The organism is Allorhizobium sp. GW101-3B10 (assembly GCF_059424725.1).
The window spans coordinates 49,246-75,477 of sequence record NZ_JBWKZR010000001.1 but is presented as its reverse complement, the minus strand read 5'-3'; the positions used below and the strand labels follow the sequence as shown (position 1 = coordinate 75,477).

Below are 26,232 nucleotides of genomic sequence, written 5' to 3'. Positions count from 1 at the left end.
TAAGGTCCGCCAAATGGCCATACCGCAGAAACTTTTTTGCAGGCAGATATTGTTGGCCGACGGCTGGGCATCGGACGTGGTCCTGACAATCGGCGGCGACGGCAGAATTCTTGCGATTGAAGCGAATGCAGCTCGGCTGCAGCACCTTCCCGAGGCCTGCGGGCCTGTTGTTCCGGCCCTGACGAACCTTCACTCTCACGCGTTTCAGCGCGCCATGGCCGGCCTCGCCGAAATCGCCGGGTCCACGGATGACAGTTTCTGGACCTGGCGGGAGGCCATGTACCGGCTCGTCGGACGGATGTCCCCGGATGACATCGAAGTTGTCGCGACAAAGTTGTATAGTGAACTGCTGAAGGGTGGATTCGGCCACGTCGTCGAATTCCATTACTTCCACCATGCAGTTGGCGGTCGCCGTCACGCCGACGTGTCCGAGACTTCGCTGAGGATCCTGCGGGCGGCGCAGTCGACCGGGATAGGTCTGACCCATCTTCCCGTGTTCTACGCCCATGCCGGTTTTGGCGGAACGCAGCCAAGCGAAGGGCAGCGGCCGTTCCTCCACGATGTCGAACAGTTCCTGACCCTGCTCGACATGCTCAATCCGGCCTGCGCGGCGGCGGGTGCCACGCTGGGGCTTGCGATCCATTCGCTGCGCGCAGCAACGCCCGACGAGATACGCGCCGTACTCGCCGGCGAACGAACAGGCGGCCCGATCCATATTCATGTGGCCGAACAGGAACGCGAGGTCGAGGACTGCCTTGCCTGGAGCGGTCGGCGCCCCGTGGATTTCCTGCTCGATGAAATGCCCGTGGACGAGCGGTGGTGCGCCATCCATGCCACGCACATGACAGCGGACGAAACCGCCAGGCTCGCGCGCTCGGGCGCCGTTGCGGGCCTCTGTCCGGCCACCGAGGCCAACCTCGGCGACGGAATATTCCCGGCGACGGACTTTGTTGGCCTTGGCGGCGCCTTCGGCATCGGCACCGACAGCCATGTGGCAACGACCGTCGCCGAGGAACTGCGCCTGCTCGAATATGGACAGCGGCTACGGGATCGTCGCCGCAACCGGCTTTCCGGCGGCCCCGGCACATCCGTTGCCAGAGCCATGTTCGATGCGGCATTGAAAGGTGGCGCCCAGGCGGCCGGCATCGGCAATGCCGGCATCCGCGTCGGTGCCCGCGCCGATCTCGTCGTTCTCGACGGCAACGATCCGTTCATCGGCACGGCATCCGGCGACCAGATCCTCGGCCGCTGGCTTTTTGCGACCGGTGCCGAAGTGGTCCGAGATGTCCTGGCGGCGGGCGAATGGGTGGTGCGGGACGGCCGCCACAAGAACGAAGACGCGATCGATCGCGCTTTCCGCGACGTTCTCCTGAAATTGGCCTAGATCCACAAAGCAGCGTCAACCGGCAGCAAGAAAGCGGAATCCCATGCCGACAACCACACCGAGGACCACTCTGCTGCGGAATGCCCGACTGGCCACCATGGCATCGGACCTGCAGGGATTGGGCGTCATCGACAATGGCGCGATCGCTATAGAAGATCGTCGGATTGCCTATGTCGGCGCGGAGTCCGACTTTTCGGCGACTGCCGGCATGCAGGTCGTCGACTGCGAGGGTCGTTGGATCACGCCGGGTCTGATCGACTGCCATACGCACCTCGTTCATGCGGGCAACCGCGCCAGGGAATTCGAGATGCGGCTGGCGGGCGCGAGTTATGAGGAGATCGCCCGGGCCGGCGGAGGCATCGTCTCCTCCGTCCGGCAGGTGAGACAGGCGAGCGAAGCGGACCTGGTGGCCGAAAGCTTGCCGCGTCTTGACGCGCTGATTGCCGAGGGCGTCACCACCGTCGAGATCAAGTCGGGCTACGGCCTGACGGTCGAGGACGAATTGAAGATGCTACGCGCCGCGCGGTCCTTGACGGAAACGCGGAGATTCAACCTCGCCACGACCTATCTCGGCGCCCATGCGACGCCGGCAGACTACAAGGGGCGCAATGCCGATTTCATCCATGACGTCGTGCTGCCCGGGCTGCAGGCTGCCCATGCCCAGGGACTGGTCGACGCCGTGGACGGCTTTTGTGAGGGCATCGCCTTTTCGCCCGACGAGGTGCGGATCGTCTTCGACGCGGCCCGGGCGCTCGCCCTGCCGGTCAAGCTGCATGCCGACCAGTTGTCCAACCTGCATGGCGCGGCCTTGGCTGCGGGGTACGGCGCGCTTTCGGCCGACCATCTGGAGCATACTGACGACGCGGGCGCCGCCGCCATGGCCGCCGCCGGCATGGTCGCGGTGCTGCTGCCCGGCGCCTACTACTTCATCCGCGAGACGAAGAAACCGCCGGTCGGACTGTTCCGCAACCACGCAGTGAAGATGGCGCTCGCCACCGACTGCAATCCGGGCACCTCACCGCTGACTTCGCTGCTGCTCACCATGAACATGGGCGCGACGCTGTTTCACCTCACCGTCGAGGAATGCCTCGCCGGCGTGACCCGCGAGGCCGCGCGCGCACTTGGGCGGCTCGACACCATCGGCACCATCGAGGTCGGAAAACAGGCGGACCTCGCCATCTGGAACATCGAGAGCCCGGCAGAACTCGTCTATCGCATCGGCTTCAATCCGTTGCACCGGCGGATCTGGAACGGGGAATTTACGGGAGGGAACCATCCATGACCATCACGCTACACCCCGGCAGCGTATCGCTTGCAGAACTGTCGGCGATCTACTGGAAATCGGAGAGCGTTGAACTCGATCGCGGCTTCGACGCCGGCATCGAACGTGCCGCCGCCCGCATCGCCGCAATCGCCGACGGCAACGAGGCGGTCTACGGCATCAACACTGGCTTCGGCAAACTGGCCTCGATCAAGATCGATGCGGCCGACACCGCCACGCTCCAGCGCAACCTGATCCTGTCGCATTGCTGCGGCGTCGGGCAGCCGCTTACGGAAAACATCGTGCGGCTGATCATGGCACTGAAGCTGATCTCGCTCGGCCGCGGCGCTTCGGGCGTGCGGCTGGAACTCGTGCGGCTGATTGAGGGCATGCTGGAGAAGGGCGTGACGCCGCTCATCCCGGAAAAGGGCTCTGTCGGCGCGTCCGGCGATCTCGCGCCGCTCGCCCATATGGCCGCCGTGATGATGGGCGAGGCCGAAGCCTTCTACCAGGGCGAACGGCTGTCGGGCGGCGAGGCCTTGAAGCGGGCGGGCCTGAAGCCCGTGATCCTGGCGGCCAAGGAGGGTCTGGCGCTGATCAACGGCACCCAGGCCTCCACGGCGCTCGCCCTGGCGGGGCTGTTTCGCGCCCATCGGGCAGCCCAGGCCGCGCTCATCACTGGCGCTTTGTCGACCGATGCGGCGATGGGATCTTCGGCGCCCTTCACCGAGGGTATTCACACGCTTCGCGGCCACAAGGGCCAGATCGACACGGCGGCCGCGCTGCGCAGCCTGCTTGCCGGCTCGGTGATCCGCGACAGCCATCTCGACGGCGACGAACGGGTGCAGGACCCTTATTGCATCCGCTGCCAGCCGCAGGTCGACGGCGCCTGCCTCGATCTTCTGCGCATGGCCGGCCGCACGCTGGAAATCGAAGCCAATGCGGTGACCGACAATCCGCTGGTGCTCCCCGACAACAGCGTCGTTTCCGGCGGTAATTTCCACGCGGAGCCTGTCGCCTTCGCCGCCGACCAGATCGCCATTGCCGTCTGCGAGATCGGCGCCATCGCCCAGCGCCGCATCGCCCTGCTGGTCGACCCCGTCCTGTCCTATGGGCTACCCGCCTTCCTCGCCAGAAAACCGGGGCTGAACTCCGGCCTGATGATCGCCGAGGTCACCTCGGCGGCACTGATGAGCGAGAACAAGCAGATGTCGCACCCCGCCTCCGTGGATTCGACCCCGACCTCGGCCAACCAGGAGGATCACGTCTCCATGGCCTGCCACGGCGCACGCCGGCTGCTGCAGATGACGGACAACCTCTTCGCCATCATCGGCATCGAGGCGCTGACGGCGGCGCAGGGCATCGATTTTCGCGCGCCCCTGACCACCGGCCCGGAACTGCAGAAGGCCATCGCCGTGTTGCGCCGCGTGGTGGCGACGCTCGACGAAGACCGCTTCATGGCCCCGGACCTGGCTGCGGCCAGCGCGCTGGTGGCCGACGGTTCGCTGGTGGCCAGCGTGTCGGATGGGCTGCTTCCGGGATTGGAGGGGTGAAAATGTTCGCGTCTTCCGCACCCCCCTCTGCCCTGCCGGGCATCTCCCCCTCAAGGGGCGAGATCGCGTGGGGCCACGGTCCCTCCCAGAGCGGACATGTGTTCCACGACGGCAGATATGCGCTGAACGCGTTCGGCGTGAAAGGCGTGCGAACGGCCGGCCGCAGGTCGATCTCCCCCCTTCAGGGGGAGATGTCCGGCAGGACAGAGGGGGGTGTCGCAGGACACAGCCGAGGACCGCTTCAATGACCCATCCCTTCGAGATTGCCCGAGGCACGTCCCCCGTTATTCTCGCCTTCCCCCATACCGGAACCGAAGTCCCGCCCGAGATCTGGGAGCGCCTGAACGACAACGGCAGGCTGCTGGCCGATACCGACTGGCACATCCACCAACTCTATGCCGGTCTCCTGCCCGGTGCGACGACCGTGCGCGCGACTTTTCACCGCTATGTCATCGACGCCAACCGCGATCCGACGGGCGTGAGCCTCTATCCTGGCCAGAACACGACCGGGCTCGTGCCAGAGACGGATTTCGACGGGGTGCCGATCTGGTCAAAAGGCGAAGAGCCATCCGAGGCCGATGTCGCCGAGCGACTTGCGTCTTTCCACGCGCCCTATCACGCGGCCCTCCTGGCTGAAATCGAGCGCGTCAAGGCCATCCATGGCGTGGCCATTCTCTACGACTGCCACTCCATCCGCTCGCGGATCCCGTTCCTGTTCGAAGGCCGGCTGCCGGATTTCAACATCGGCACGGACATGGGCCGCACCTGCGATACCCGCATCGAGACGGCCGCGGCCGACATCGCCCGATCCGCCGAGGGTTATAGCGCCATCGTCAACGGGCGCTTCAAGGGAGGCTGGACCACGCGTCACTACGGTCGGCCGGAAGACGGCGCGCACGCGATCCAGATGGAGCTCGCGCAGATTTCGCATCTGGAAACGGAAGCGCCGCCATTTGCCTATGACGACGAGAAGGCCGGGCGGTTGCGCAAGCACCTGAAAGCCATTCTGCAACGGATCGAGACGATCGTGCCGGAACTGGCCACAGCACAATGCCCCTCACCCTGACCCTAACCCTCTCCCCGTGAACGGGGAGAGGGTGGCCGCAGCCGGATGAGGGGCAGCACCATACAGATGACATTTCCAGCAAGGGAGCAAACACATGACCAATCCACGTCACAACATCCGCGATGTCCGTGCGCCGCGCGGCACCGAACTCAATGCCTTGAGCTGGATGACCGAGGCGCCGCTGCGCATGCTGATGAACAATCTCGATCCTGACGTCGCCGAACGCCCGCATGACCTGGTGGTCTATGGCGGCATCGGCCGCGCCGCCCGCACCTGGGAGGATTTCGACCGCATCGTCGCGACGCTGAAAACCCTGACCGAGGAGGAAACGCTGCTGGTCCAGTCCGGCAAGCCGGTCGGCGTGTTCCGGACCCACAAGGACGCCCCGCGCGTTCTGATCGCCAATTCCAACCTCGTGCCGCACTGGGCGACCTGGGAACACTTCAACGAACTCGACCGCAAGGGTCTCGCCATGTACGGCCAGATGACCGCCGGATCCTGGATCTATATCGGCACGCAGGGCATCGTCCAGGGCACCTACGAGACCTTCGTCGAGGCCGGCCGCCAGCACTATGGCGGCAACCTGAAGGGCAAGTGGATCCTGACCGGTGGCCTCGGCGGCATGGGCGGCGCCCAGCCGCTGGCCGCCGTCATGGCCGGCGCCTGTTGCCTCGCCGTCGAATGCGACGAGACCCGCGTCGATTTTCGCCTGCGCACCCGCTATGTCGACGCCAAGGCCCATACGCTCGATGAAGCGCTTGCCCTGATCGACCAGTGGGCCAGGGCCGGCGAAGCCAAGTCCGTCGGCCTGATCGGCAATGCGGCGGACATCTTCCCCGAGCTGGTGCGCCGCGGCGTCAGACCCGACATCGTCACCGACCAGACCTCGGCGCATGACCCGATCCACGGTTACCTGCCGCTTGGCTGGACGGTGGCCGAATGGCGCGCCAAACAGGAGAGCGATCCGAAAGCTGTAGAAGCCGCGGCCCGTGCCTCGATGAAGATCCATGTCGCGGCCATGGTCGACTTCTGGAACAGGGGCGTGCCCACCCTCGATTACGGCAACAACATCCGGCAGGTCGCCAAGGAAGAGGGCCTGGAAAACGCCTTCGCCTTCCCCGGCTTCGTGCCGGCCTATATCCGTCCGCTGTTCTGCCGCGGCATTGGCCCGTTCCGCTGGGCCGCCCTTTCGGGCGATCCGGAGGATATCTACAAGACCGACGCCAAGGTGAAGGAACTGCTGCCCGACAACACGCACCTGCACAACTGGCTGGACATGGCGCGCGAGCGCATCTCCTTCCAGGGACTTCCGGCCCGCATCTGCTGGGTCGGCCTCGGCGATCGCCACAAACTGGGTCTCGCCTTCAACGAGATGGTGCGGAGCGGGGAACTGAAGGCGCCCGTCGTCATCGGCCGCGATCATCTGGACAGCGGCTCGGTCGCCTCGCCGAACCGCGAGACGGAAGCGATGAAGGACGGCTCGGATGCCGTGTCCGACTGGCCGCTGCTGAACGCGCTGCTCAATTGCGCGTCCGGCGCCACGTGGGTGTCGCTGCATCACGGCGGTGGCGTCGGAATGGGCTTCTCGCAGCATTCCGGCATGGTGATATGCGCCGACGGCACGGACGATGCGGCCCGGCGGCTCGAGCGCGTGCTGTGGAACGACCCGGCCACCGGCGTCATGCGCCACGCCGATGCCGGTTACGAAATCGCCCTCGACTGCGCGGAGGAAAAGGGGCTCCGCCTGCCCGGCATTCTCGGCAACTGAGGCGAGCCGCGATGCGCATCATCCGGCGCGAAGACTACCGGCGCATGCCCTGGAAAAACGGCCAGGGCATGACCGAGGAAGCCCTGTCCTTTCCAACCGGCAGCGACGCCGAGCGGTTCGACTGGCGTGTCTCGATCGCCCATGTCGGCACGGATGGACCGTTTTCACTGTTTCCCGGCGTGGACCGCACCATCGCGCTCCTCGAGGGCAACGGTTTGCTGCTCGATCTGCCCGAGGATCGGACTGTCCCCCTGACCGGCACGAGCGACCCGTTCAGCTTCCCCGGCGAATGGCCCGTTGCCAGCCGCAACCTCGATGGCCCGACAATGGACCTCAACGTCATGACGCGGCGCGGCCGCTATCGGCATGCGATGACCCGTCGGACCTTCCAGACCTCGCAAAGCCTGCAAGCAGTCGAGTACACGCTGCTCGTTCCGACAGCCGACGTTCAGGTCGAGATCGACGGCCGTTGGTCGCAACTCAATCGCTTCGACACGCTGGAGCTTGAGCGCGACGAGCAGGTGACCGTCGATACGGTTCGGCCGGTCGAGATTTTCGTCATCTCAGTCTCCACCGCGACGCCCGCATGATCCCCGTTTGGGCGCTGAGCATGCGCGTGCGTGGCACAGAGACGCCATCGAGCCACCTTTTCCGAGATCACCGCTTTCGGATCGTGCCTCCCAGCCTGCGGACATCTCCTCACAACTTGTCATGCAAGGCGAAAACTCTCTTGACATTTCAATGATAAAAAGGAAATAAAAGATAACAACTAGCTTCAGGTTCCCCATCATGCTGGCAATCATTGCGGACGATCTGACGGGTGCGCTGGACACCGCCGCACCGTTCGCCAGCAGGGGGCTCCATTGCGAGGTGGCCCTCAAGGTCGATGCGATCGGGCAGGCCGTGAGCCTGAATCCGGAGGTCCTGTCGATCGACATCGGTTCGCGGGAATTGGATCCGCGCGCCGCGCAGGACGCCATGGCGGCCGCACTCGCACTCCTGCCGCCGGGCACGATCCTCTTCAAGAAAATCGACTCGCGCCTCAAGGGACATATCGCGGCCGAACTCGACGGCACGCCCTTTCGCTCCGCCTTGGTCGCCCCTGCCATTCCGGCATTCGGGCGAGTGGTGAAAGAGGGCCACGTCCAGGGCTTCGGCGTGGACACTCCGCTCTCCATTGCCGAGGTTCTCGGCCGGCATGCCGCCCATGCGACGATCCCGGACACCGTGTCCGAGGAGGAAATGGCGGCAGCCCTCGAAACGGCACAGCAGTCCGGTGTGGATATCCTCATCGGCGCCAGAGGGCTCGCCGAAGCGCTGGCCCGTCAGTGGACAGACAATGCCCCTGCCCGCTTTGCCGGCATACCGGATGGGCCGGGCCTTTTCGTCATCGGATCGCGCGACCCGATCACCCTGGCCCAGATCGAAATGCTGCGGGAAGCCTGCGATCTACGGCATCTTTCCGCGCCGAATGGACAGTTGGTGGAAGAGGCGCTCCCTGAGGCAGGTAGGCTGACGCTCGTGCAGGCCGTGTCGGCGGATGAGCCGGCCACGCCTTCCGAGGTCGCGCATCGCCTGGCGGAAAGCGTCTGCCCGGCACTGACGGGGACCGCGCGGACCCTGCTGCTTTCCGGCGGCGCAACGGCAGAAGCCGTGCTAGAGAAGATGGGGATCAACCACTTCCGGCTGGCCGGTGAATGTGTACCGGGCCTGGGTCTTGCCCACGCCCAGGGACATTGCATCATCGCCAAATCCGGGGGCTTCGGGCAGCCGCACACTTTGAAAGAAATCGCAGGGCTTATCCTGCACAAACGGGATGATCGATGGCCCAGGAGATCGTGACCACGCGCAAGAGCCTTGCCGATGTCGTCTTCGAGCGCATGCACCGCGCAATCAAGTCCGGCGCCTATCAGCCGGACGAGCGCCTGCCGACCGAACACGACCTGGCGGCGGAATTCGAAGTGTCGCGCCCGATCATCCGCGAGGCGCTGAGACGCCTGCGCGAGCAGGGTCTGGTCTATTCGCGTCGTGGAGCCGGCAGTTTCGTGCGCGCGCTCGGCATGAAGGAACCGCTCGGCTTCGGCCAGCTGGAAAACGTTGCTGACCTTTTGAATTGCTACGAGTTCCGTCTCACGCTCGAACCGGCGGCCGCAGCAGCGGCCGCAGCCCGCCACACGCCCGAAAGCCTCGCCGCCATTCGCCACGCGCTCGAACTCATGCGCGACGCCACCAACCGGCAATCGCACCGCGAGGACGCCGACTTCCAGTTCCATCTGGCGATCGCCGTCGCCGCGAAGAACAGCTATTTCTCCACCGCCATGGAGGCCCTGAAGGACCATATCGCGGTCGGGATGAAGTTTCACGGTGCCTCGGTGAAACGCGAAACGGCGGGGCTGACGCGTGTCTTCGCCGAACACGAAGCGATCGCCGACGCCATTGCCGCCGGCGATGGGGTGAAGGCCCGGCAGCTGATGCTCGACCACCTGACCGGTTCGCGCGAACGCCTTTTCCAGACCACCCGCTAGAAACCGGAGGTCGGCCACGCGACAACGCCCCGATCGCGGACCGGGGCGTTTGCTTGGCTGAATGAAACGGCCGGTTAGAAGGCCGCCCGGTAGATCGCCTGCACGTCTTCGACGCTCATGTCGATCGGATTATTGTCCATCAGCCGGCGGTTGGCATGCGCCTCGCTCGCGTAGAGCGACAGGTCGGCCGCGGTCGCGCCATGGGCGCCAAGCGACATCTCGATGCCGAGATCGCGGCAGAAGCCGTGGGCCACACGCGAAAGGTCCTGCTGCGAAAGCCCGGTGCCGAGGCCGAGCGCCTCCGCCACTTCATTCGTCTTTTCCACGGCTACGGGCTGATTGAAGGCCAGGACATGCGGGAAGATGATGGCATTGGCCAGCCCATGCGGCAGCCGCAGGCGAGTGCCGAGCGGATAGGCGATGGCGTGGCCAGCCGCCGTATTGACCGGGCCGAGGCAGATGCCGCCATAGAAGGATGCGAGCATCATGCCTTCGCGGGCCTCGGTGTCCGAACCGTCGCGCACGGCGCGGGCAAGATATTTGCCGACCAGCCGGAAACCCATGCGGGCAAAGCCGTCGATCATTGGATGCGCGCGGCGATTGGTGAAGGCCTCGACGCAATGGGCCATAGCATCAACGCCGGTTGCGGCCGTCACCGCCGGGGGCACCGAATAGGTGAGTTCCGGATCGAGCACGGCCAGATCGGCGATCATGTGCGGGCTTTCGACCGCGACCTTGGTTCCCTTGTCCGGATCGGTGATCAGCGACCGGATACCGGCCTCGGAGCCGGTGCCAGCGGTCGTCGCGACCTGGGCGAGAAGCGTATTGCGCCCAGCGACCCGGTTGGGGCCGGCGACGTCGGCAAGCGTCTGCGTCCCGTCCCACAGCACCGCCACGAGCTTGGCGACGTCGAGCACCGACCCGCCGCCAAGACCGACGATGACGTCCGGCCGGCAGCGGCGCGCCGCGTCGAGCGCCGCATCCAGCGTTGCGATGTCCGGCTCGCCGGGGATCGCATCGAAGACGGTCACGCGCCCGGAGAGGCCCAGCCGATCGACGAAGCCCGCCGTGAACGGGGTGGCGACGACGAGAACCGAGCTCGTATCGCCAGCCCAGAGGCCGACCTGGCCCACGTTGCCGGCGCCGACAGCCAGGCGGCGCGGCTGGTGAAGCGTGATCGAAGCATTGGTCATGGCTCAGTTATCCTTGCTTGGCGCGGCCGGCCACGAGCTTGCGCGCATAGGCGATGGCGGCGTTCATGTTGCCGTGGTTGGCGATGCCCTTTCCGGCGATGTCGAAAGCCGTGCCGTGGTCGACCGAGGTCCGGTCGATCGGCAGTTCGACCGAGACATTGACCGCCGTATCAAAGGCCACCAGCTTGATCGGGATGTGGCCCTGGTCGTGATACTGGGCAACGACGAGATCGAAGGCGCCGGAATAGGCGCGATAAAAGACCGTGTCGGCCGAGATCGGCCCGTGGACATCGATGCCCTCGGCGCGGGCGGCGGCAATGGCCGGGGCAATCTGCTCGTCGTCCTCAGTCCCGAACAGGCCGTTCTCGCCGCAATGGGGATTGATGCCGGCGACCGCAATTCTCGGCGCGGCATAGCCGATCCGCTTGAGATGGTCGTTGCCGGCACGGATCGTCGCCAGCACCCGCGCGGTGGTCGCCCGCCGGATCGCGTCCTGCAGCGACACATGGGTCGAGACATGGATGACCTTGAGCCGTTCGGAGGCGAGCAGCATGTAGGCCGCCTTCGAGCCCGTCAGGCTGCGCAGCATGCCGGTGTGACCATCATAATGGTGGCCGGCGAGGTTCAACGCCTCCTTGTTGATCGGCGCAGTCACGATGCAGCCAATCTCGCCCGCCTCGGCGTCGCGTACCGCCTTCTCGATGAAGCGGAAGGCCGCATCGCCGGCGACGGGGCTAAGCTGCCCCCATGGCAGCGGTGCGCCCTCGACCGGCAAATCCACCACATGGGGCTTGAGGTCGATGTCGACCCCAAGGGCCTCACGCGCCGCCTCGAGCGTCGCCAGGTTGCCGTAGATGCGCGTCTGCGCGCGATCCGCCTCGGGCATTTCCGCCAGCGCACGGATGGAAATCTCCGGGCCCACGCCACACGGGTCGCCCATGGTAATGCCGATGATGGTGCTCATGTCTCACTCCGTCCTGCCGCCCTGTCCCAGCCCGGGGCCAGGCGGACATATTTGATCGCGCGCCGATGATAGGTATAGGCGAGATGCATGGTTCCGTCCGGCTCTTCCAGCAACCACGGATAGGACATCTCCTTGTTGCGACCATCGGTCGAATCGTTCGATAGGCAGGTACCCGGTCCGTCCTCGACCAGCACCCGGACCGGAAAGGTCTTGCCGCCATCCTGGGAGAGACAAACCGTGACCGGCGCGCGCGGCACGCCCCAGACGGGCACGCAGCCGCCCTCCGGATCGGCATCGGGCCGCCCGTCGTCCTCTCCGAGTTCGTCGTAGAGTGAGGCGCGCCGGTCGGGCGACAGGGCCGCATTCACCGGATTGCAGATCATCGCCAGCCGCCCGTCGCGCAGGCGTGTCACGGCGATCGACGAGTTGTTGTTGGGAACGTCGGTCGCCTGCGGCACCGACCAACTGCGCCCACCGTCCACGCTTTCCGTCCGATAGACGAAGTCTGCCTGCCGCCGCCGGAAGAACGCCGCAAAATGCTCGCCGTGCAGCAGGGCGGGCGACATGTGCACGCAGCCGGTCGACTGCTCGAGCTCGTCCAACCGCCACGTCTTGCCGCCATCCTCGGACACACCCACGGCTGCCGTGTCGTGGCTGCCGTTCCATTTCTGGCCCGGACGCTGCACACAGCGAAAGATCGGCAGCAGCCAGGCGCCATCGTCACGCACCACCAAGGGCGCACGGACGAAACAGCCGCGCGGCAGGTCGAGATAGCGCCCCTCTTCCGCGATGAGCTTCGTCGGATCGGCGCCATCGCGCCGGATCTCGGCCATGCGGATTCGGCATTCGTCCTGATTGCCGGACGGCTGGGAGGTGTGGAAAAGCCACAATATGCCATCCGGTGCCTTGAACAGCACCGGGTTCTGCTCGGAATGCAAAGCGTCGAAGCTCAACTGCTGGGGAGCCCCCCAGGCCGGTGCGCCCTTCGGCAGCACCGAGGCGAAGATCGAGATGTCGGACTTGCCTTCGAGCGTGCCACCGAACCAGGCGCAGGCAAGCGCGCCGTCTTCGAAGAGATGCAGGAAGGCGGCATGGTTCTGCACCATGGGCGAAGGCAGCAGCGCTTCATCGCGTCCCTGGGACACGGTGCGGAGCACGCCGTTCATGTTGCAGGCAATATCATCGGGATGCATGGGATCCTCCTCGTCAGTCATCGAAAATCACCAAACAGACAAAGTTGTCAAGTTTTTTGATGTTATCAAAATTCAATACAATCAACATCACTTAGCTTATATCGCTGATTTTAAACAGTTTTATTTCCCGTAAAACTCCATAAAGATTTTACATCAGAAAATAAATTGACAAAGTCGAGCGAAAGTTGGATGGTTTTACCACACGGCAAGAGGACGCCAGGGAGGGAGGATCTCATGCAGGACGTCCGGAGGCGCCGGAACGCGGCGGCGACTTCGCCATCGGCGGACTGCACAGTGACCATGGTGACCGCAAATACGGTGACCCCTCGCGACCCGAACGACACGCGCTGTCAATCCACATCGAACTGAACGAGATTACTAGGGAGGAGAATGCAATGAGAAACACACTGATCTTGAGCGCCCTGATGCTGGGCTCGGCCCTGTCGCCGGCCTATGCCGGATCGGGTCCGATAAAAATCGTCCTGGCGGAAGAAGCCGATCTGCTGGAACCATGCATGGCGACCCGATCCAATATCGGTCGCGTCATCATGCAGAACGTCAGCGAAACGCTGACCGAGCTGGACGTGCGCAACAACAAGGGCCTGATGCCGCGCCTTGCCGAGAAGTGGGAACAGAACGCCGACGGCAGCTGGCGCTTCCACCTTCGCCAGGGCGTCACCTTCTCGGATGGCTCGGGTTTTGATGCGAAGGACGTGAAGCACAGCTTCGACCGCATCATGAGCGACAAGAATGCCTGCGAGTCGCGGCGCTATTTCGGCGGCATGACCATCTCCGCCGAAATCGTCGACGACCAAACCGTCGACTTCAAGGCCGATCCGGTCCAGCCGATCCTGCCGCTGCTGATGTCCCTCGTCACCATTGTGCCGGAAGAAACGTCGCTCGAATTCGTGCGTGAGCCGGTCGGCACCGGCCCCTACAAGCTCACCAACTGGACGCCGGGCCAGCAGATCGTCCTGACGGGCCGCGCCGACTATTGGGGCGAGAAGCCGCAGGTCACCGAAGCGACCTATCTGTTCCGCGCCGATCCGGCCGTCCGCGCCGCCATGGTCCAGGCAGGCGAGGCCGACCTTTCGCCGTCGATCTCGCAGCTCGACGCGACCAACCCCGCCACCGATTTCTCCTATCTCGATAGCGAGACTGTCTATCTGCGCATCGATCACAACATCGAGCCGCTGGGCGACATTCGCGTTCGACGCGCCCTCAACATGGCGATCGATCGTCAGGCCTTCCTCGGCACGCTGGTTCCGGAAAGCGCCCTGCTCGCCACGGCGATCGTGCCGCCGCCGACGCTCGGCTGGAACCCGGACGTCAAGGTTCCTGCCTTTGATGTCGAGGGCGCAAAGAAACTTCTCGAAGAAGCCAAGGCCGACGGCGTCAAGGTCGACACGCCGATCACCATCATCGCCCGCTCGGCGAACTTCCCGAACGTCGCCGAGATCATGGAGGCCATCCAGGCCCAGCTGCAGGAAGTCGGCTTCAAGATCGAGCTGAAGTTCGTTGATGTGGCCGAGCATGAAGGCTACTACTCGAAGCCGTTCAAGGAAGGTCGCGGTCCGCAGATCGTCGCCGCCATGCACGACAATTCCAAGGGCGACCCATCCTTCTCGATGTTCTTCAAATACGCATCCGAAGGCACCCAGTCCGGCTTCTCGGATCCGAAGGTCGACGACCTGATCAAGCGTGCCTCGGCAGCGGTCGGCGACGAACGCGCCAAGCTCTGGTCGGAACTGATCGCCTACCTGCATGACGAAGTCGTCGCCGACGTCCTGCTCTTCCACATGGTCGGCTTCTCGCGCGTCTCCGAACGCCTGGAATTCAAACCCACCATGGCGACCAACTCGATGCTCCAGCTTTCGGAGATCACGATCAAGTAAACCGTGCTGGCGGGCACATGCATCGCCAGTCAGAAAAGCAATCAAGGCGGCGGGATGATCCCGCCGCCCGATGCAATAGAGGGCGCCATGCTGAGCTTCATCCGAAAACGCGCCGTGGCCAGTCTGATCTCACTCGTCGGGCTGATCGTCATGGTCTTCTTTCTCTCGCGCCTCACTGGCGACCCGGCCGCCCTGTTCCTGCCCGTCGAAGCGTCTGCCGAACTGAAGGCACAGTTCCGCGAGATTCACGGCCTGAACGATCCCCTTCTGGTGCAGTTCGGCCGTTATGTGGGCGATGTCGTCACCGGCGACTTCGGCGAATCCCTGCGCAAGGCGCGCCCCGCCCTCGACGTCGTCCTCGAAGCCTTCGTCTGGACGCTGTGGCTTGCCGTCATCACCATGGCGCTTGTCACCGGTGCCGCCATCGTCGTCGGCTCGCTGGCCGCGTTCCGCGCCGGCGGCTTCTTCGACCGCCTGTCCTCGATCGTCTCGCTGATCGGCGCTTCCGTTCCCGATTTCTGGCTCGCCATCGTCGCGATCGTGGTCTTCTCGGTCAATCTGGCCTGGCTGCCGACATCAGGCACGGGTTCGCTGCAGCATTGGATCATGCCGATCTGCGTCCTCTTCGTGCGGCCCTTCGGCATCATCGTCCAGGTCGTGCGTGGCTCGATGATCAGCGCCCTGTCGTCGGCCTATGTGAAGACCGCCCGCGCCAAGGGCGTCAGGTCCGGCCCGATCATCTTCATCCACGCGCTGCGCAATGCCATGCTGCCGGTCATCACCGTGATCGGCGACCAGGCAGCAAGCCTCCTGAACGGCGCGGTCATCGTCGAGACCATTTTCGGTTTCCCCGGCGTCGGCAAGCTGATGATCGACTCCATCCTGCAGCGCGATTTCAACGTCGTCCTGGCCGCCATTCTCGTCACGGCGCTGGCGATCTTCCTGATGAACCTGTTGATCGACCTCGCCTATGCGCTGCTCGATCCGCGCATCCGTCATTGAGGAGGCCATTGTGACCCTGCCGACGACAGATATGACCATTACCGACGAGCCTCGCTTCATCGTTCGCCTGGCCCGCATGCTTTGGGCCGACAAGTTCGCGCTCTGCGCTGCGGTCTTCCTTGTGGCGATCCTGCTCTTGGCGATCATCGGCCCGAACTGGCTCGGCGATCTCGCCACCAAGCAGAACCTGCGCGGCCGCAACGCCGCCCCCTTCGACTGGGAGCGCGGCTGGGTCTGGTGGATGGGCGCGGATGCGCTTGGTCGACCCCTGCTTGCCCGCATCATCGTCGCCACCCAGAACACGCTGATGGTCGCCGCGGGCGCTGTCGCCATTTCCGCGGTCGTCGGCACGGTTCTGGGCCTCGTCGCCGGCTTCTCCTCCAAGCGCGTCAACCAGGTGATCATGCGCCTGGCCGACGTCATCATGTCCTTTCCTTCGCTGCTGATCGCCGTCATCGTCCTCTATGTGCTGGGCTCGTCCATCATCAACCTGATGCTGGTGCTCTCGATCACCCGCATTCCGGTCTATCTAAGGACGACCCGCGCCGAGGTGCTGGAGATCCGCGAACGCATGTTCATCCAGGCCGCCCGCGTCATGGGCGCCTCCAGCAAGCGCATCGTCTTCCGCCACATCCTGCCGGTCGTGCTGCCGACGCTGACGACGCTGGCAACCCTCGACTTCGCCTATGTCATGCTCGCCGAAAGCGCGCTTTCCTTCCTCGGCATCGGCATCCAGCCGCCGGAAATCACCTGGGGCCTGATGATATCGCAAGGGCGGCAATATCTCACCAATGCCTGGTGGCTGTCCTTCTGGCCGGGCCTGGCCATCATCCTGACCACCATGTCGCTCAACCTGCTGTCCAACTGGCTGCGGATCGCGCTCGATCCCGTTCAGCGCTGGCGCCTGGAAATGAAAGGTCGAAACAATGGCTGACCATCTCCTGGAAGTCCGCAATCTCTCGGTCGAGTTCCACACCGCCATGGGCGTGGTGAAAGCGGTGCGCGACATCTCCTATCACCTGGATCGCGGCGAAACGCTCGCCATCCTCGGCGAGAGCGGATCGGGCAAGTCGGTCTCCTCATCCGCAATTATGAACCTGATCGACATGCCACCCGGCCGTATCAGCTCCGGCGAGATCCTGCTCGACGGCATCGACCTTTTGACCATGCCGGCGCATCAGCGTCGCGCGGTGAACGGCCGCCGCATCGCGATGATCTTCCAGGATCCGCTCAGCCACCTGAACCCGGTCTACACCGTCGGCTGGCAGATCCGCGAGGCGCTGACGACCCATGGGACCGGGTCCACCGAGGCCCAGGCCGAGGCGCTGCGGCTGGTGACGCGCGTCGGCATTCCCGATCCCGAACGCGCGCTCGACAAATATCCGCATGAATTCTCCGGCGGCCAGCGCCAGCGCGTCATGATCGCCATGGCGCTCGCCCTGCGGCCGGACCTGCTGATCGCCGACGAGCCAACGACGGCACTGGACGTCACCGTCCAGGCCGAGGTGCTGGCCCTGCTGGAGGAATTGCAGGAAGAGACCGGCATGGCCGTGCTGATCATCACCCACGATCTCGGGGTCGTCGCCGAAATCGCCGATCGCGTCGTGGTGATGGAAAAGGGCGTGCTGGTCGAGGCCGGCACGGTGCGCGAGGTCTACAAGAACCCGCAGCATCCCTATACGAAGAAGCTGATCGCCGCCGCCCCGGGCAAGGGCGAAATGCACGCGCCGGCAGCCCCGGGCGAGCCCGTCCTCTCGGTCCGCGATGTCCGCAAGCATTACGGCGCCTTCGAAGCGCTCAAGGGCATTTCTTTCGATCTGATGCCCGGTGAGACCATGGCCGTGGTCGGAGAAAGCGGCTCGGGCAAGTCCACGCTTGCCCGCATTCTCGTGCGCCTCGACGAGCCCGACAGCGGCAGCGCGCTGTGGAAGGGTCGCGACCTCTTCACCCTTTCTCCGGCGGAGCTCTACAAGCTGCGTCGCGATCTGCAGATGGTCTTCCAGGATCCGACCCAGTCGCTCAATCCGCGCATGACCGTCTACCAGCTGATCTCGGAGGCCTGGGTCATCCATCCGGACATCCTGCCGAGGGCGAGATGGCGCGAACGGGTCGCAGAGCTCTTGGTCCAGGTCGGGCTCGGACCGGAACATATGGGCCGCTATCCGCACCAGTTCTCCGGCGGCCAGCGCCAGCGCATCGCCATTGCGCGCGCGCTGGCGCTCGAGCCGAAACTGATCATCTGCGACGAAGCGGTCTCCGCCCTCGACGTCTCGGTCCAGGCGCAGGTCATCGCCCTGCTCGACGGGCTACGCAAGCAGATGGGCATTGCCTTCATCTTCATCGCCCATGACCTGCCGGTGGTGCGCGATTTCGCCGACCACGTCATGGTCATGCAGAAGGGCCGTGTCGTCGAACTCGGCACGGTGCGCGAAGTCTTCGAAACGCCGCGCGAAGATTATACGCGCGCCCTTCTCGCCGCCGGCCTCGACCCCGATCCGGATGTGCAGGCGGCCCATCGTGCCGCCCGCCTCGCCCGCGCCTCTTGAGGCTCCCGCCCCTTCACAGGAGACTGACATGACCAAACAAGCCTTCGTCGCGCTCGTGACCTGCTTCAACGAGGACGAGACGATCAACTATGAAGCCACCCGCGCCCAGGTCCGCCGTCAGGTCGAGGCCGGCAACAACATCATGTGCGCCGGCACCAATGGCGATTTCTCCGCGCTCACCTTCGACGAGAAGGTGCGGCTGACCGAGGAAGTGGTCGACGAGGTGGCCAACCGCGTGAAGGTCATCGTCAATGCCGGCATGCCCGCGACCTTCGAGACCCTGAAACTGGCGCGCGAATTCGACCGCATCGGCGTCGACGCCATCGCCGTCATCACGCCCTTCTTCATCGCCTGCACCCAGGACGGTCTGATCCGCCATTTCTCCACTGTCGCCGATGCCGTGAAGGCGCCTATCTACCTCTACGACATCCCGGCGCGCACGCAGAACCATATCGAGCCGGAGACGGCGCGCACGCTCGCCCGCCACGGCAACATCGCCGGCATCAAGGATTCGGGCGGCGCCCAGGAGACGCTGGAAGCCTATCTCGACGTGGCGAAGGAGAATGATGGTTTCGAGGTCTATTCGGGGCCGGACCATCTGGTGCTCTGGGCCCTGCGGAATGGCGCAGCCGGCTGCATCTCCGGCCTCGGCAATGCCATGCCGCATGTGCTGGCCGGTATTCTCGGCGCATTCAATGCCGGCGATATCGCCGAGGCAGAACGGCAGCAGGCGATCTATACCGCCTTCCGCACCGATCTCTACGCCCTCGGCTTCGCACCCGCCATGGTCAAGCGGGCGCTCTATCTTCAGGATGCCTCCGTCGGCGCCAGCCGCCAGCCGGCCCTGCTGCCCAATGCCGCCCAGGACGCGCAGGTGGCCGAAATCCTGCGCCGCTACAGTCTCCTGTAGCGGCAGGCCCGGCTCCGGACGGCATCACATCACCGCGCCGATCTGCCAGGGCACGAACTCCGCCCCACCAAATCCGAGGCTTTCGGATTTGGTGATCTCACCGGACGCCACGCGCAGGAACATCTCGAACATTTCCCGGCCCTTCTCCTCCAGCGTAACGCCTTCCAGGATGTCGCCGGTGTTCAGGTCCATATCCCCTTCCATGCGCACGAACATTTCGGAATTGGTGGCAACCTTGATGCAGGGCACCGGCTTGTAGCCCGAGACTGAGCCGCGGCCGGTGGTGAAGACGATCAGGTTGGCGCCGGACGCCACCTGCCCCGTGACGGAGCACGGGTCGTAGCCGGGGCTGTCCATGAAGACGAAACCCTTGCTATCGATCGGCTCGGCAAAGAGGTAGACACCCGCGAGCGGTGCCGAACCGCCCTTGGCCACCGCCCCAAGGCTCTTTTCGAGGATCGTCGTCAAGCCGCCGCGCTTGTTGCCGGGGCTCGGATTGTTGTTCATCTCGCCCTTGTTGCGCGCGGTATAATCTTCCCACCAGCGGATGCGATCCAGCAGCTTCTCGCCCACCTCGCGGCTGACGGCGCGGCGCGTCAGCAGGTGCTCGGCGCCGTAGATTTCCGAGGTTTCCGACAGGATCGTCGTACCGCCGTGAGCGACCAGAAGATCCGACGCGACGCCGAGCGCAGGATTGGCGGTGATGCCGGAATAGCCGTCCGAGCCGCCACACTGCATGCCGATCACCAGTTCGGACACGGGTATAGGTTCGCGCCGGCAGTTTTCTGCCACTTCGGCGAGTTCGCGCAGCGCCTCGACCCCGCGTTCCACCGTCCGGCGGGTGCCGCCCTGATCCTGGATGATCATGTGCTTGAACTGGCCGTCGGCGCGCAGCCGGGCCTTGCCCACCAGGGCGGGGATCTGCATGACCTCGCAGCCCAGGCCGACCAGCAGGATACCGGCGAAATTGGGGTTCTTCGCATAGCCCTGCAGGGTGCGGAACAGGGTGTCGTAACCCTCGTTGTCGCCCGCCATGCCGCAACCCGAACTGTGCGCGATTGGCACGATGCCGTCGACATTCTTCAGCGCGCGGAACCAGTCGGTCTTTTCCGCCTGTTCCGCGATGAAGCGCGCCACCGAGCCCGAGCAGTTGACCGAGGTCAGAACGCCCAGATAGTTCCGCGTCCCGGCCCTACCATCGGCGCGGCGATAGCCCTGGAAGGTGCGGGTTTCAGCCGGAGCCGGAAGCGGCCGCAGATCGGCGCCGAAGTCATGCTCGAGCGCGTGCACCGACATGCCAAGGTTCTGGACATGCACATGTTCGCCCGCGGTGATCGCGCGGCTGGCCTGGCCGATGATCTGGCCATAGCGCCGCACCGGCGCTCCTTCTTCAAGGTTGCGAAGGGCGACCTTGTGGCCGCGCGGCACATGCGAGGTCAGCGTGACACCCGCTATGGCGGCCCCGGCCGGCAGGTCGGCGAGCGCAATCGCGACGTCGTCTTCGGGCGACAGGATGATGTGATCTGGCTTCATTGGCCCACTCCTGCGAGAGCGCGGTCGAGATGGGTATATCCGCCATCGACGAACAGCCATTGGCCGGTCAGATGCCGCGCCCGGCCGGACAGGGCAAAGACCACCATGGAGGCGATCTCCGAGGCTTCGGTCATGCGTTGGCCCAGAGGAATGCGAGCCGTGATCTCGGCAAGCTTTGCGGCAGGGTCTTCGAAGGTCTCGATCCAGCGGGCGTAGAGCGGTGTCATAACCTCGGCCGGGATCACCGCGTTGACGCGCACGCCATGGGGAGCGAAGGCAGCGGCCCATTCCCGCGTCAGGCCTAGCTGCGCCGCCTTGGCCGCGACATAGGCCGAGGTGTTACCCTGGCCGGTGACCGCGGTTTTCGAGCTGATGTTCACGATCGCTCCGGCCTGCGATTTCAGATCCTCGGCCAGGAGGTGGACCAGCGTGTAGTAATGGATGAGGTTGCGGTCGAGCGAGGCACGGAAGGCGGCCGGTCCGGCCTCGATGCCCACGCCGTCGTTGACGCCCGCATTGTTGACGAGCCCGTAGATCTCGCCAAACCGTTTGCGGGCCTCGTCGACCGCCGCGCGACACTGGTCGTCGTCGGAAAGCTCCACCTGCACCCAACCGGCGTCGGGTCCGAGTGCGGCCAGCCAGCTCGCCTCAGGCGCGCGGCGGGCGAAGATCACCGGCACCGCCCCTTCGGCCGCCAGAAGTTCGGAGATCGCGCCGCCGATGCCCGCGGCACCGCCCGTCACAATCACCACCTTGCCCTTTACACCCAGTTCCATCTTATTCTTCCTCGTCAAGGAACCGGCCCCGGACATGCGGGGCCGGCAAGTTTCAGACAGGCCTCAAACGACCTCAGTCGTAGAGAACCGCTGCGATTTCCGGCGCGTCGATGTTGGTCTTGTCGTACCAGGCAAAGCCCGAGTCGATGGTGCCGGCCAGCTTCTCGCCCTTGACGGCGGCGATTGCCGCCTTGACGGTTTCATAACCGATGCCGACAGGGTTCTGGGTGATCGCGCCGGCCATTTCGCCTGCACGGATCGCATCCTTCTGCAGCTTGCCCGAGTCATAGCCGATGACGACAACGCCGGTCTTGCCGGTCTCCTTCACCGCATTCAGCACACCGATGGCCGAACCCTCGTTGGCGCCGAAGATCCCCTTGATGTCAGAGTGAGCGGTCAGGATCGCCTTGGTGATCTCGGTCGACTGCAACTGGTCGCCGGCACCGTACTGGATGTCGACGATTTCGATGTTCGGATAGGCTTCCTTGACGCGGTTGACGAAGCCGTCGCGGCGGTCGATGCCGGTGCGCGAGGTCTGGTCATGCACGACGAGCGCGACCTTGCCGGCCCCACCGATCAGTTCGGCCATCTTGTCGGCGGCGAGCGCCGCAGCGGCCAGGTTGTTGGTGGTGACGGTCGTCGCAGGAATATCGCTGTCGACGCCCGAGTCGAAGGCGATGATCGGGATGCCCGCGTCCTTCGCCTGCTTCAGAAGCGGCGTCGCCGCCTGGCTGTCCAGCGCGGCAAATCCGATCGCGGCCGGCTTCTTCGCCAGCGCGGCTGCCAGCATGTCCATCTGCTTGTCGACCTGGGCTTCGGTATCCGGGCCTTCGAACGTGACCTCCACGCCGAACTCTGTCGCCGCCTTGTCGGCGCCGGCCTTCACCGCCTGCCAGAACTGATGCTGGAAGCCTTTCGAGATCAGCGGAATGTAAAGCTTGTCCTGCGCCAGGGCCATGCCGCTGGATGCAATCAGGCTGCCTGCGCAAAGTGCAGCCATCAGCGCTCTTCTGTTCAACATAGTGTTCTCCTTGAGGTTTTGACGTTGGATATCGGAACGTTACCCGTTCTCTTTCAGTTAGCCGGCACGGCGCCGGCGAAGCATGTCCGCATAGACGGCGGCGATGATGATGACGCCCGTGACAACGGTCTGCCATTCCTGCGCCACCGACATGATGCGAAGCCCGTTGAGCAGCACGCTCATGATCAGCGCGCCGATGATGGTTCCCAGGATCGAGCCGCGCCCGCCGGCGAGCGACGTTCCGCCGATGACCACGGCGGCGATGGCGTCCAGCTCATAGCCAAGGCCGAGCGCCGGCTGGGCCGAATTCAGCCGCGAGGCGATGAGGAGGCCTGCAATGCCGCAGATGCCACCGGCCAGCGCATAGATCGCCACCTTCCAGCCATCGGCATTCACCCCGGAAAGCCGCACCGCTTCTTCGTTCGATCCCAGCGCAAAGCAATAGCGTCCGAGCGTCGTGCGGTTCAGCACCCAGGAAATCGCCAGCGCCAGGATGAAGAGGACCAGAACCCCGTTCGGCACCGGCAGGCCGGGCACTACGGCCCCGATCAGCGAGCCGGTCGAGAGCAGTGGAAAACTCGGCGTGTCGTTGAAATAGATCGGCTTGGTGCCCGAGATCACCAGCGACAGGCCTTTGAGGATCAGCATCATGCCCAGCGTGGCAATGAAGGGCGGGATTTTCATCCGGGCGATCAGCGAGCCCGAAATAAAGCCGCAGGCCGCCCCGGCAGCGATGGCGGCGACGATGCCGAGCGGCATTGCCAGCCCCCACATGGTCAGCACCACCCCGGCGATCACAGCGGTAAACGTCATCAGCGTGCCGACCGACAGGTCGATGCCGCCGGTGATGATGACAAGGGTGGCGGCAATGGCCAGCACGCCGTTCACGCTGGTGGCCTGCAGGATGGCCAGGATATTGGCGGTCTGCAGGAAATTGGGCGAGGCCAGCGAAAAGAACAGCAGGAGCACGATCAGGCTGGCAAAGGCCAGGACCTTCTGTTGCGCACCCGAGGCCATCAGGCGGGGCTTGGCGGCGAGGGTTGCGGTCATGCGGATTCTCCTTCGGATACCGTGTCGCGCTGGGTCGCCAGGCGCATGATTTCGTGCTGGCTTGTGTCGGGGCCGCCGGGCAGGATGCCGGTCAGCCGCCCCTCGCACATCACGGCGATGCGGTGCGAGAGGCGCAGCACCTCGGGCAGTTCCGAGGAAATGACGATGATCGCCTTGCCCGCTGCCGCCAGGCTCTGCAGCAGACGGTAGATCTCGGCCTTGGCCCCGACGTCGATGCCGCGCGTCGGCTCGTCGAAGATCAGGATGTCGCAGTCGCGCAGCAGCCATTTGGCGATGACGACCTTCTGCTGGTTGCCGCCCGACAGCAGCCGGACCTCCTGCCTGTCCGACGGGGTTCGGATGGCCAGGCTTTCGATATAGTCGGCGGCGACCCGGGCGAGCGCCGGCTCGTCCACCCGCAGGAAACGATCCGAGAACCGCTCGAGCGAGGTCAGCGCGATGTTGCCGCGCACGTCGATCCCGAGCGCCAGACCGAAATGCTTGCGGTCCTCGGACAGGTAGCCGATGCCCGCCGCCACCGCATCGCGAGGGCTGCGGATCGAACAGAGCCGACCGTGCACCACGATGTCGCCGGCCTCGCGCGGGTCGGCGCCGAAGATGACCCGGGCCACCTCGGTGCGTCCCGCCCCCATCAGCCCGGCAAAGCCGAGGATTTCGCCCTTGCGCAGATCGAAACTGACATCGCGCACCATCCGCCCGCGCCGCAGCCCGTTCACGGCCAGCGCCACAGGGGCCGAGGACAGGTCGGGGATCTCGGCTGCGGACTGGTCGAGCTCGCGGCCCACCATCATGGAAATGATGGTTTCGATCGGCGTTTCGGCCGCCGCCACCGTGCCGACATAGGCGCCGTCGCGCATGACCGTCACCCGGTCCGAGATGCGGCGGATCTCGTCCATCTTGTGACTGATGTAGACCAGCGCCACGCCTTCCGACTTCAGCTGCCGGATGATGGCGAAGAGTTCCTCGGTCTCGGCGTCGTTGAGGGCGGCGGTGGGTTCGTCCATGATCAGGATGCGCGAACGAAACGACAGCGCCTTGGCGATTTCCACCATCTGCTGCTTGGCGATGGTCAGGCTGCGGACCTCGGCGCGCGGATCGAGCGGCACCTTCATCGCCGCAAAGATCGCCTCGGCGTCACGGTTCAGTTGCGCTTCGTCCAGCACGCCCCAGCGGCTGCGCGGTTCGCGGCCGATGAAGATGTTCTGCGCAACCGTCAGGTCCGGCATCAGCGCCAGTTCCTGGTGGATGATGCCTATGCCGAGCGCCTGGGCCGCGCGGGGTCCGGCAATGCGCACCTCTTCGCCGTTCACCCATATGCTGCCGCTGTCGGGCGCATAGATGCCGGAGAGGATCTTCATCAGCGTCGACTTGCCCGCCCCGTTCTCGCCCATCAGGGCATGAACCTCGCCGGCCATCAGATCGAACCGCGCCGCACGCAGGGCGTGAACCCCGGGGAAACGCTTTTCGATGGCGTTCATGCGGATGACTTCGGTCATGGCCCGGTGCCCAGGATAACGATGGCCTTGATCAGGCGCCCCCGGTCGGCCGCCAGTTCGGGCAGCCGGGTGGGCAGGTCGGCCAGCGCAATCCGCTCCGACAGCAGCGCCTCGGCCCGCACTGCACCGGAGCGCAGCGCCGCCATCACCACTTCGAAATCTTCCGCCGTGGCATTGCGCGAGCCGATCAACTTCGCCTCGCGCTTGTGAAACTCCGGATCCGAAAAGGTGATGCTGTCCTGGACGACAGAAATGAAGACATACGAACCGCCATGGCCGACATGGGCAAAGCCTGCCTCCATCGCACCGGCATGGCCGGTCGCATCGAAGACCACGTCGAAGCCTTCCGCATGGTCGGGGCCAAGGGCGGCATGCAGATGCTCGAAGCCGAATGCCGCAGCCTGCTCCAGCCGGGCGGGTGTGGTATCCAGGAGATGCACCTCGGCACCGCGCATCCGGGCGAAGAGCGCAGCGCCAAGACCGATCGGTCCGGCCCCGGTCACCAGCACCCTGTCGCCCGCCATGACCTCGCCACGCCGCACCGCATGCGCACCGATGGCCAGAAACTCGACCATCGCCGCCGCCTCGAGCGGCAGGTCGCCTGCCGGATAGAGGTTGGTGGCCGGAACCGCGATGCGGGCGCAGATGCCGCCGTCGCGATGGACGCCGAGCACCTCGATCCGAGTGCAGCAATTGGGCTTCCCGCGCAGGCAGGCCCGACAATGACCGCATGATAGATAGGGATTGATCACCACGGGCACGCCCTCGGCCCAGCCGGCGGACGCCACGGCCACACGACCCGAAAGCTCGTGACCGATGACCCGCGGGTAGCTCAGATAGGGCTGCTTGCCCGTAAAGATGTGGTAGTCGGTGCCGCAAAGCCCCGCTGCCGCGATATCGACAAGTACCCAGCCGTCGGGCGCCGTCTGCGGCACGGGTGCCGCCACCAGTTCGAAGCGACCCGGCGCAATGCAGGTACCGCAGAGCATCATCTCGGCCATTCCAGCGCCTCCCGTCGCCTTTGGACTTTTATCATAAAGAACACTAGACGGCGGATATGCGTCGTGTAAACTGT

The 26,232-nt window shown here is 64.9% G+C and carries 22 protein-coding genes; 13 read left to right on the top strand and 9 right to left on the bottom strand.

All coding sequences use genetic code 11. The features are described 5' to 3' along the window. Nucleotides 1-13 precede the first annotated feature (13 nt). The 8 genes from hutF to AC07Y0_RS00345 all read left to right on the top strand — a co-directional run bounded on the left by hutF (nt 14) and on the right by AC07Y0_RS00345 (nt 9,557). A complete protein-coding gene (hutF, locus tag AC07Y0_RS00380; protein ID WP_498680150.1) occupies nt 14-1,384 on the top strand; it encodes a formimidoylglutamate deiminase in 1,371 nt (456 codons plus the stop codon). A gap of 43 nt (nt 1,385-1,427) precedes the next feature. After that, the gene (gene hutI, locus AC07Y0_RS00375; RefSeq protein ID WP_498673431.1) at nt 1,428-2,666 is read left to right on the top strand and encodes an imidazolonepropionase; all 1,239 of its coding nucleotides are present in this window, start codon (nt 1,428-1,430) and stop codon (nt 2,664-2,666) included. Next, a complete protein-coding gene (gene hutH, locus AC07Y0_RS00370; RefSeq protein WP_498673429.1) occupies nt 2,663-4,198 on the top strand; it encodes a histidine ammonia-lyase in 1,536 nt (511 codons plus the stop codon). The genes hutI and hutH overlap by 4 nt, the downstream gene beginning before the upstream one ends. A 244-nt stretch (nt 4,199-4,442) precedes the next feature. Then, nucleotides 4,443-5,264 carry an N-formylglutamate deformylase gene (gene hutG / locus AC07Y0_RS00365; protein ID WP_498673427.1) on the top strand — a complete coding sequence of 274 codons (822 nt, stop codon included), beginning with the start codon at nt 4,443-4,445 and terminating at the stop codon, nt 5,262-5,264. Between the two features lie 94 nt (nt 5,265-5,358). Continuing rightward, nucleotides 5,359-7,032 carry a urocanate hydratase gene (gene hutU, locus AC07Y0_RS00360; RefSeq protein WP_498673425.1) on the top strand — a complete coding sequence of 558 codons (1,674 nt, stop codon included), beginning with the start codon at nt 5,359-5,361 and terminating at the stop codon, nt 7,030-7,032. A gap of 11 nt (nt 7,033-7,043) precedes the next feature. Further along, nucleotides 7,044-7,622, top strand: a complete 579-nt coding sequence (locus AC07Y0_RS00355) for a HutD/Ves family protein (RefSeq protein WP_498673423.1) — start codon at nt 7,044-7,046, stop codon at nt 7,620-7,622. A 199-nt stretch (nt 7,623-7,821) separates the two neighbouring features. Beyond that, the gene (locus tag AC07Y0_RS00350) at nt 7,822-8,874 is read left to right on the top strand and encodes a four-carbon acid sugar kinase family protein (RefSeq protein WP_498673420.1); all 1,053 of its coding nucleotides are present in this window, start codon (nt 7,822-7,824) and stop codon (nt 8,872-8,874) included. Next, nucleotides 8,856-9,557, top strand: a complete 702-nt coding sequence (locus tag AC07Y0_RS00345) for a FadR/GntR family transcriptional regulator (RefSeq protein ID WP_498673418.1) — start codon at nt 8,856-8,858, stop codon at nt 9,555-9,557. Before AC07Y0_RS00350 ends, AC07Y0_RS00345 begins: the two co-directional genes overlap by 19 nt. Before the next feature lie 74 nt (nt 9,558-9,631). Here AC07Y0_RS00345 and AC07Y0_RS00340 read toward each other — a convergent pair whose 3' ends face one another. From AC07Y0_RS00340 to AC07Y0_RS00330, 3 genes are read right to left on the bottom strand one after another with little or no spacing between them, the layout of a single operon-like run. Continuing rightward, nucleotides 9,632-10,750, bottom strand: coding sequence for an iron-containing alcohol dehydrogenase (locus AC07Y0_RS00340; RefSeq protein WP_498673416.1), 1,119 nt, complete (start codon nt 10,748-10,750; stop codon nt 9,632-9,634). Nucleotides 10,751-10,757: 7 nt separating this feature from the next. Continuing rightward, complete coding sequence (gene pdxA / locus AC07Y0_RS00335; protein WP_498673414.1) at nt 10,758-11,714, bottom strand: 4-hydroxythreonine-4-phosphate dehydrogenase PdxA; 957 nt, start codon at nt 11,712-11,714, stop codon at nt 10,758-10,760. Further along, nucleotides 11,711-12,907, bottom strand: coding sequence for a sialidase family protein (locus AC07Y0_RS00330; RefSeq protein ID WP_498673412.1), 1,197 nt, complete (start codon nt 12,905-12,907; stop codon nt 11,711-11,713). The genes pdxA and AC07Y0_RS00330 overlap by 4 nt, the downstream gene beginning before the upstream one ends. Before the next feature lie 395 nt (nt 12,908-13,302). Between AC07Y0_RS00330 and AC07Y0_RS00325 the strand changes: the two genes are divergently transcribed. The 5 genes from AC07Y0_RS00325 (at nt 13,303) to AC07Y0_RS00305 (ending at nt 19,260) form a co-directional block, all read left to right on the top strand. Beyond that, nucleotides 13,303-14,802 carry an ABC transporter substrate-binding protein gene (locus tag AC07Y0_RS00325; RefSeq protein WP_498673409.1) on the top strand — a complete coding sequence of 500 codons (1,500 nt, stop codon included), beginning with the start codon at nt 13,303-13,305 and terminating at the stop codon, nt 14,800-14,802. Nucleotides 14,803-14,889: 87 nt separating this feature from the next. After that, nucleotides 14,890-15,804 (top strand): ABC transporter permease, encoded by a 915-nt coding sequence (locus AC07Y0_RS00320; RefSeq protein ID WP_498673406.1) that lies wholly within the window; start codon nt 14,890-14,892, stop codon nt 15,802-15,804. A gap of 31 nt (nt 15,805-15,835) precedes the next feature. Then, nucleotides 15,836-16,738 carry an ABC transporter permease gene (locus AC07Y0_RS00315; RefSeq protein WP_498680149.1) on the top strand — a complete coding sequence of 301 codons (903 nt, stop codon included), beginning with the start codon at nt 15,836-15,838 and terminating at the stop codon, nt 16,736-16,738. Continuing rightward, entirely contained in the window at nt 16,731-18,350 is a 1,620-nt protein-coding gene (locus tag AC07Y0_RS00310; protein WP_498673403.1) for a dipeptide ABC transporter ATP-binding protein, read from the top strand. Before AC07Y0_RS00315 ends, AC07Y0_RS00310 begins: the two co-directional genes overlap by 8 nt. A 28-nt stretch (nt 18,351-18,378) precedes the next feature. Beyond that, nucleotides 18,379-19,260 (top strand): dihydrodipicolinate synthase family protein, encoded by an 882-nt coding sequence (locus tag AC07Y0_RS00305; RefSeq protein WP_498673401.1) that lies wholly within the window; start codon nt 18,379-18,381, stop codon nt 19,258-19,260. Nucleotides 19,261-19,284: 24 nt separating this feature from the next. Here the strand turns inward: AC07Y0_RS00305 and AC07Y0_RS00300 are convergent, their stop codons facing one another. The 6 genes from AC07Y0_RS00300 to AC07Y0_RS00275 all read right to left on the bottom strand — a co-directional run bounded on the left by AC07Y0_RS00300 (nt 19,285) and on the right by AC07Y0_RS00275 (nt 26,146). Next, nucleotides 19,285-20,793, bottom strand: a complete 1,509-nt coding sequence (locus AC07Y0_RS00300; RefSeq protein ID WP_498673399.1) for a UxaA family hydrolase — start codon at nt 20,791-20,793, stop codon at nt 19,285-19,287. Then, a complete protein-coding gene (locus tag AC07Y0_RS00295; protein WP_498673397.1) occupies nt 20,790-21,569 on the bottom strand; it encodes an L-fucose dehydrogenase in 780 nt (259 codons plus the stop codon). The genes AC07Y0_RS00300 and AC07Y0_RS00295 overlap by 4 nt, the downstream gene beginning before the upstream one ends. A gap of 73 nt (nt 21,570-21,642) precedes the next feature. Beyond that, entirely contained in the window at nt 21,643-22,590 is a 948-nt protein-coding gene (locus AC07Y0_RS00290; RefSeq protein WP_498673395.1) for an ABC transporter substrate-binding protein, read from the bottom strand. 57 nt (nt 22,591-22,647) lie between these two features. Beyond that, nucleotides 22,648-23,640, bottom strand: coding sequence for an ABC transporter permease (locus AC07Y0_RS00285; protein ID WP_498673394.1), 993 nt, complete (start codon nt 23,638-23,640; stop codon nt 22,648-22,650). Then, the gene (locus AC07Y0_RS00280; protein ID WP_498673392.1) at nt 23,637-25,157 is read right to left on the bottom strand and encodes a sugar ABC transporter ATP-binding protein; all 1,521 of its coding nucleotides are present in this window, start codon (nt 25,155-25,157) and stop codon (nt 23,637-23,639) included. The genes AC07Y0_RS00285 and AC07Y0_RS00280 overlap by 4 nt, the downstream gene beginning before the upstream one ends. Next, nucleotides 25,154-26,146 carry a zinc-binding alcohol dehydrogenase family protein gene (locus AC07Y0_RS00275; RefSeq protein WP_498680148.1) on the bottom strand — a complete coding sequence of 331 codons (993 nt, stop codon included), beginning with the start codon at nt 26,144-26,146 and terminating at the stop codon, nt 25,154-25,156. The genes AC07Y0_RS00280 and AC07Y0_RS00275 overlap by 4 nt, the downstream gene beginning before the upstream one ends. Between the last annotated feature and the right edge of the window lie 86 nt (nt 26,147-26,232).

Excerpts from the sequence above, each read along its gene's own strand:
- hutF (WP_498680150.1), top strand. The coding sequence starts at position 14 with ATGGCCATACCGCAGAAACTTTTTTGCAGGCAGATATTGTTGGCCGAC.
- hutI (WP_498673431.1), top strand. The coding sequence starts at position 1,428 with ATGCCGACAACCACACCGAGGACCACTCTGCTGCGGAATGCCCGACTG.
- hutH (WP_498673429.1), top strand. The coding sequence starts at position 2,663 with ATGACCATCACGCTACACCCCGGCAGCGTATCGCTTGCAGAACTGTCG.
- hutG (WP_498673427.1), top strand. The coding sequence starts at position 4,443 with ATGACCCATCCCTTCGAGATTGCCCGAGGCACGTCCCCCGTTATTCTC.
- hutU (WP_498673425.1), top strand. The coding sequence starts at position 5,359 with ATGACCAATCCACGTCACAACATCCGCGATGTCCGTGCGCCGCGCGGC.
- AC07Y0_RS00355 (WP_498673423.1), top strand. The coding sequence starts at position 7,044 with ATGCGCATCATCCGGCGCGAAGACTACCGGCGCATGCCCTGGAAAAAC.
- AC07Y0_RS00350 (WP_498673420.1), top strand. The coding sequence starts at position 7,822 with ATGCTGGCAATCATTGCGGACGATCTGACGGGTGCGCTGGACACCGCC.
- AC07Y0_RS00345 (WP_498673418.1), top strand. The coding sequence starts at position 8,856 with ATGGCCCAGGAGATCGTGACCACGCGCAAGAGCCTTGCCGATGTCGTC.
- AC07Y0_RS00340 (WP_498673416.1), bottom strand. The coding sequence starts at position 10,750 with ATGACCAATGCTTCGATCACGCTTCACCAGCCGCGCCGCCTGGCTGTC.
- pdxA (WP_498673414.1), bottom strand. The coding sequence starts at position 11,714 with ATGAGCACCATCATCGGCATTACCATGGGCGACCCGTGTGGCGTGGGC.
- AC07Y0_RS00330 (WP_498673412.1), bottom strand. The coding sequence starts at position 12,907 with ATGCATCCCGATGATATTGCCTGCAACATGAACGGCGTGCTCCGCACC.
- AC07Y0_RS00325 (WP_498673409.1), top strand. The coding sequence starts at position 13,303 with ATGAGAAACACACTGATCTTGAGCGCCCTGATGCTGGGCTCGGCCCTG.
- AC07Y0_RS00320 (WP_498673406.1), top strand. The coding sequence starts at position 14,890 with ATGCTGAGCTTCATCCGAAAACGCGCCGTGGCCAGTCTGATCTCACTC.
- AC07Y0_RS00315 (WP_498680149.1), top strand. The coding sequence starts at position 15,836 with ATGACCATTACCGACGAGCCTCGCTTCATCGTTCGCCTGGCCCGCATG.
- AC07Y0_RS00310 (WP_498673403.1), top strand. The coding sequence starts at position 16,731 with ATGGCTGACCATCTCCTGGAAGTCCGCAATCTCTCGGTCGAGTTCCAC.
- AC07Y0_RS00305 (WP_498673401.1), top strand. The coding sequence starts at position 18,379 with ATGACCAAACAAGCCTTCGTCGCGCTCGTGACCTGCTTCAACGAGGAC.
- AC07Y0_RS00300 (WP_498673399.1), bottom strand. The coding sequence starts at position 20,793 with ATGAAGCCAGATCACATCATCCTGTCGCCCGAAGACGACGTCGCGATT.
- AC07Y0_RS00295 (WP_498673397.1), bottom strand. The coding sequence starts at position 21,569 with ATGGAACTGGGTGTAAAGGGCAAGGTGGTGATTGTGACGGGCGGTGCC.
- AC07Y0_RS00290 (WP_498673395.1), bottom strand. The coding sequence starts at position 22,590 with ATGTTGAACAGAAGAGCGCTGATGGCTGCACTTTGCGCAGGCAGCCTG.
- AC07Y0_RS00285 (WP_498673394.1), bottom strand. The coding sequence starts at position 23,640 with ATGACCGCAACCCTCGCCGCCAAGCCCCGCCTGATGGCCTCGGGTGCG.
- AC07Y0_RS00280 (WP_498673392.1), bottom strand. The coding sequence starts at position 25,157 with ATGACCGAAGTCATCCGCATGAACGCCATCGAAAAGCGTTTCCCCGGG.
- AC07Y0_RS00275 (WP_498680148.1), bottom strand. The coding sequence starts at position 26,146 with ATGCTCTGCGGTACCTGCATTGCGCCGGGTCGCTTCGAACTGGTGGCG.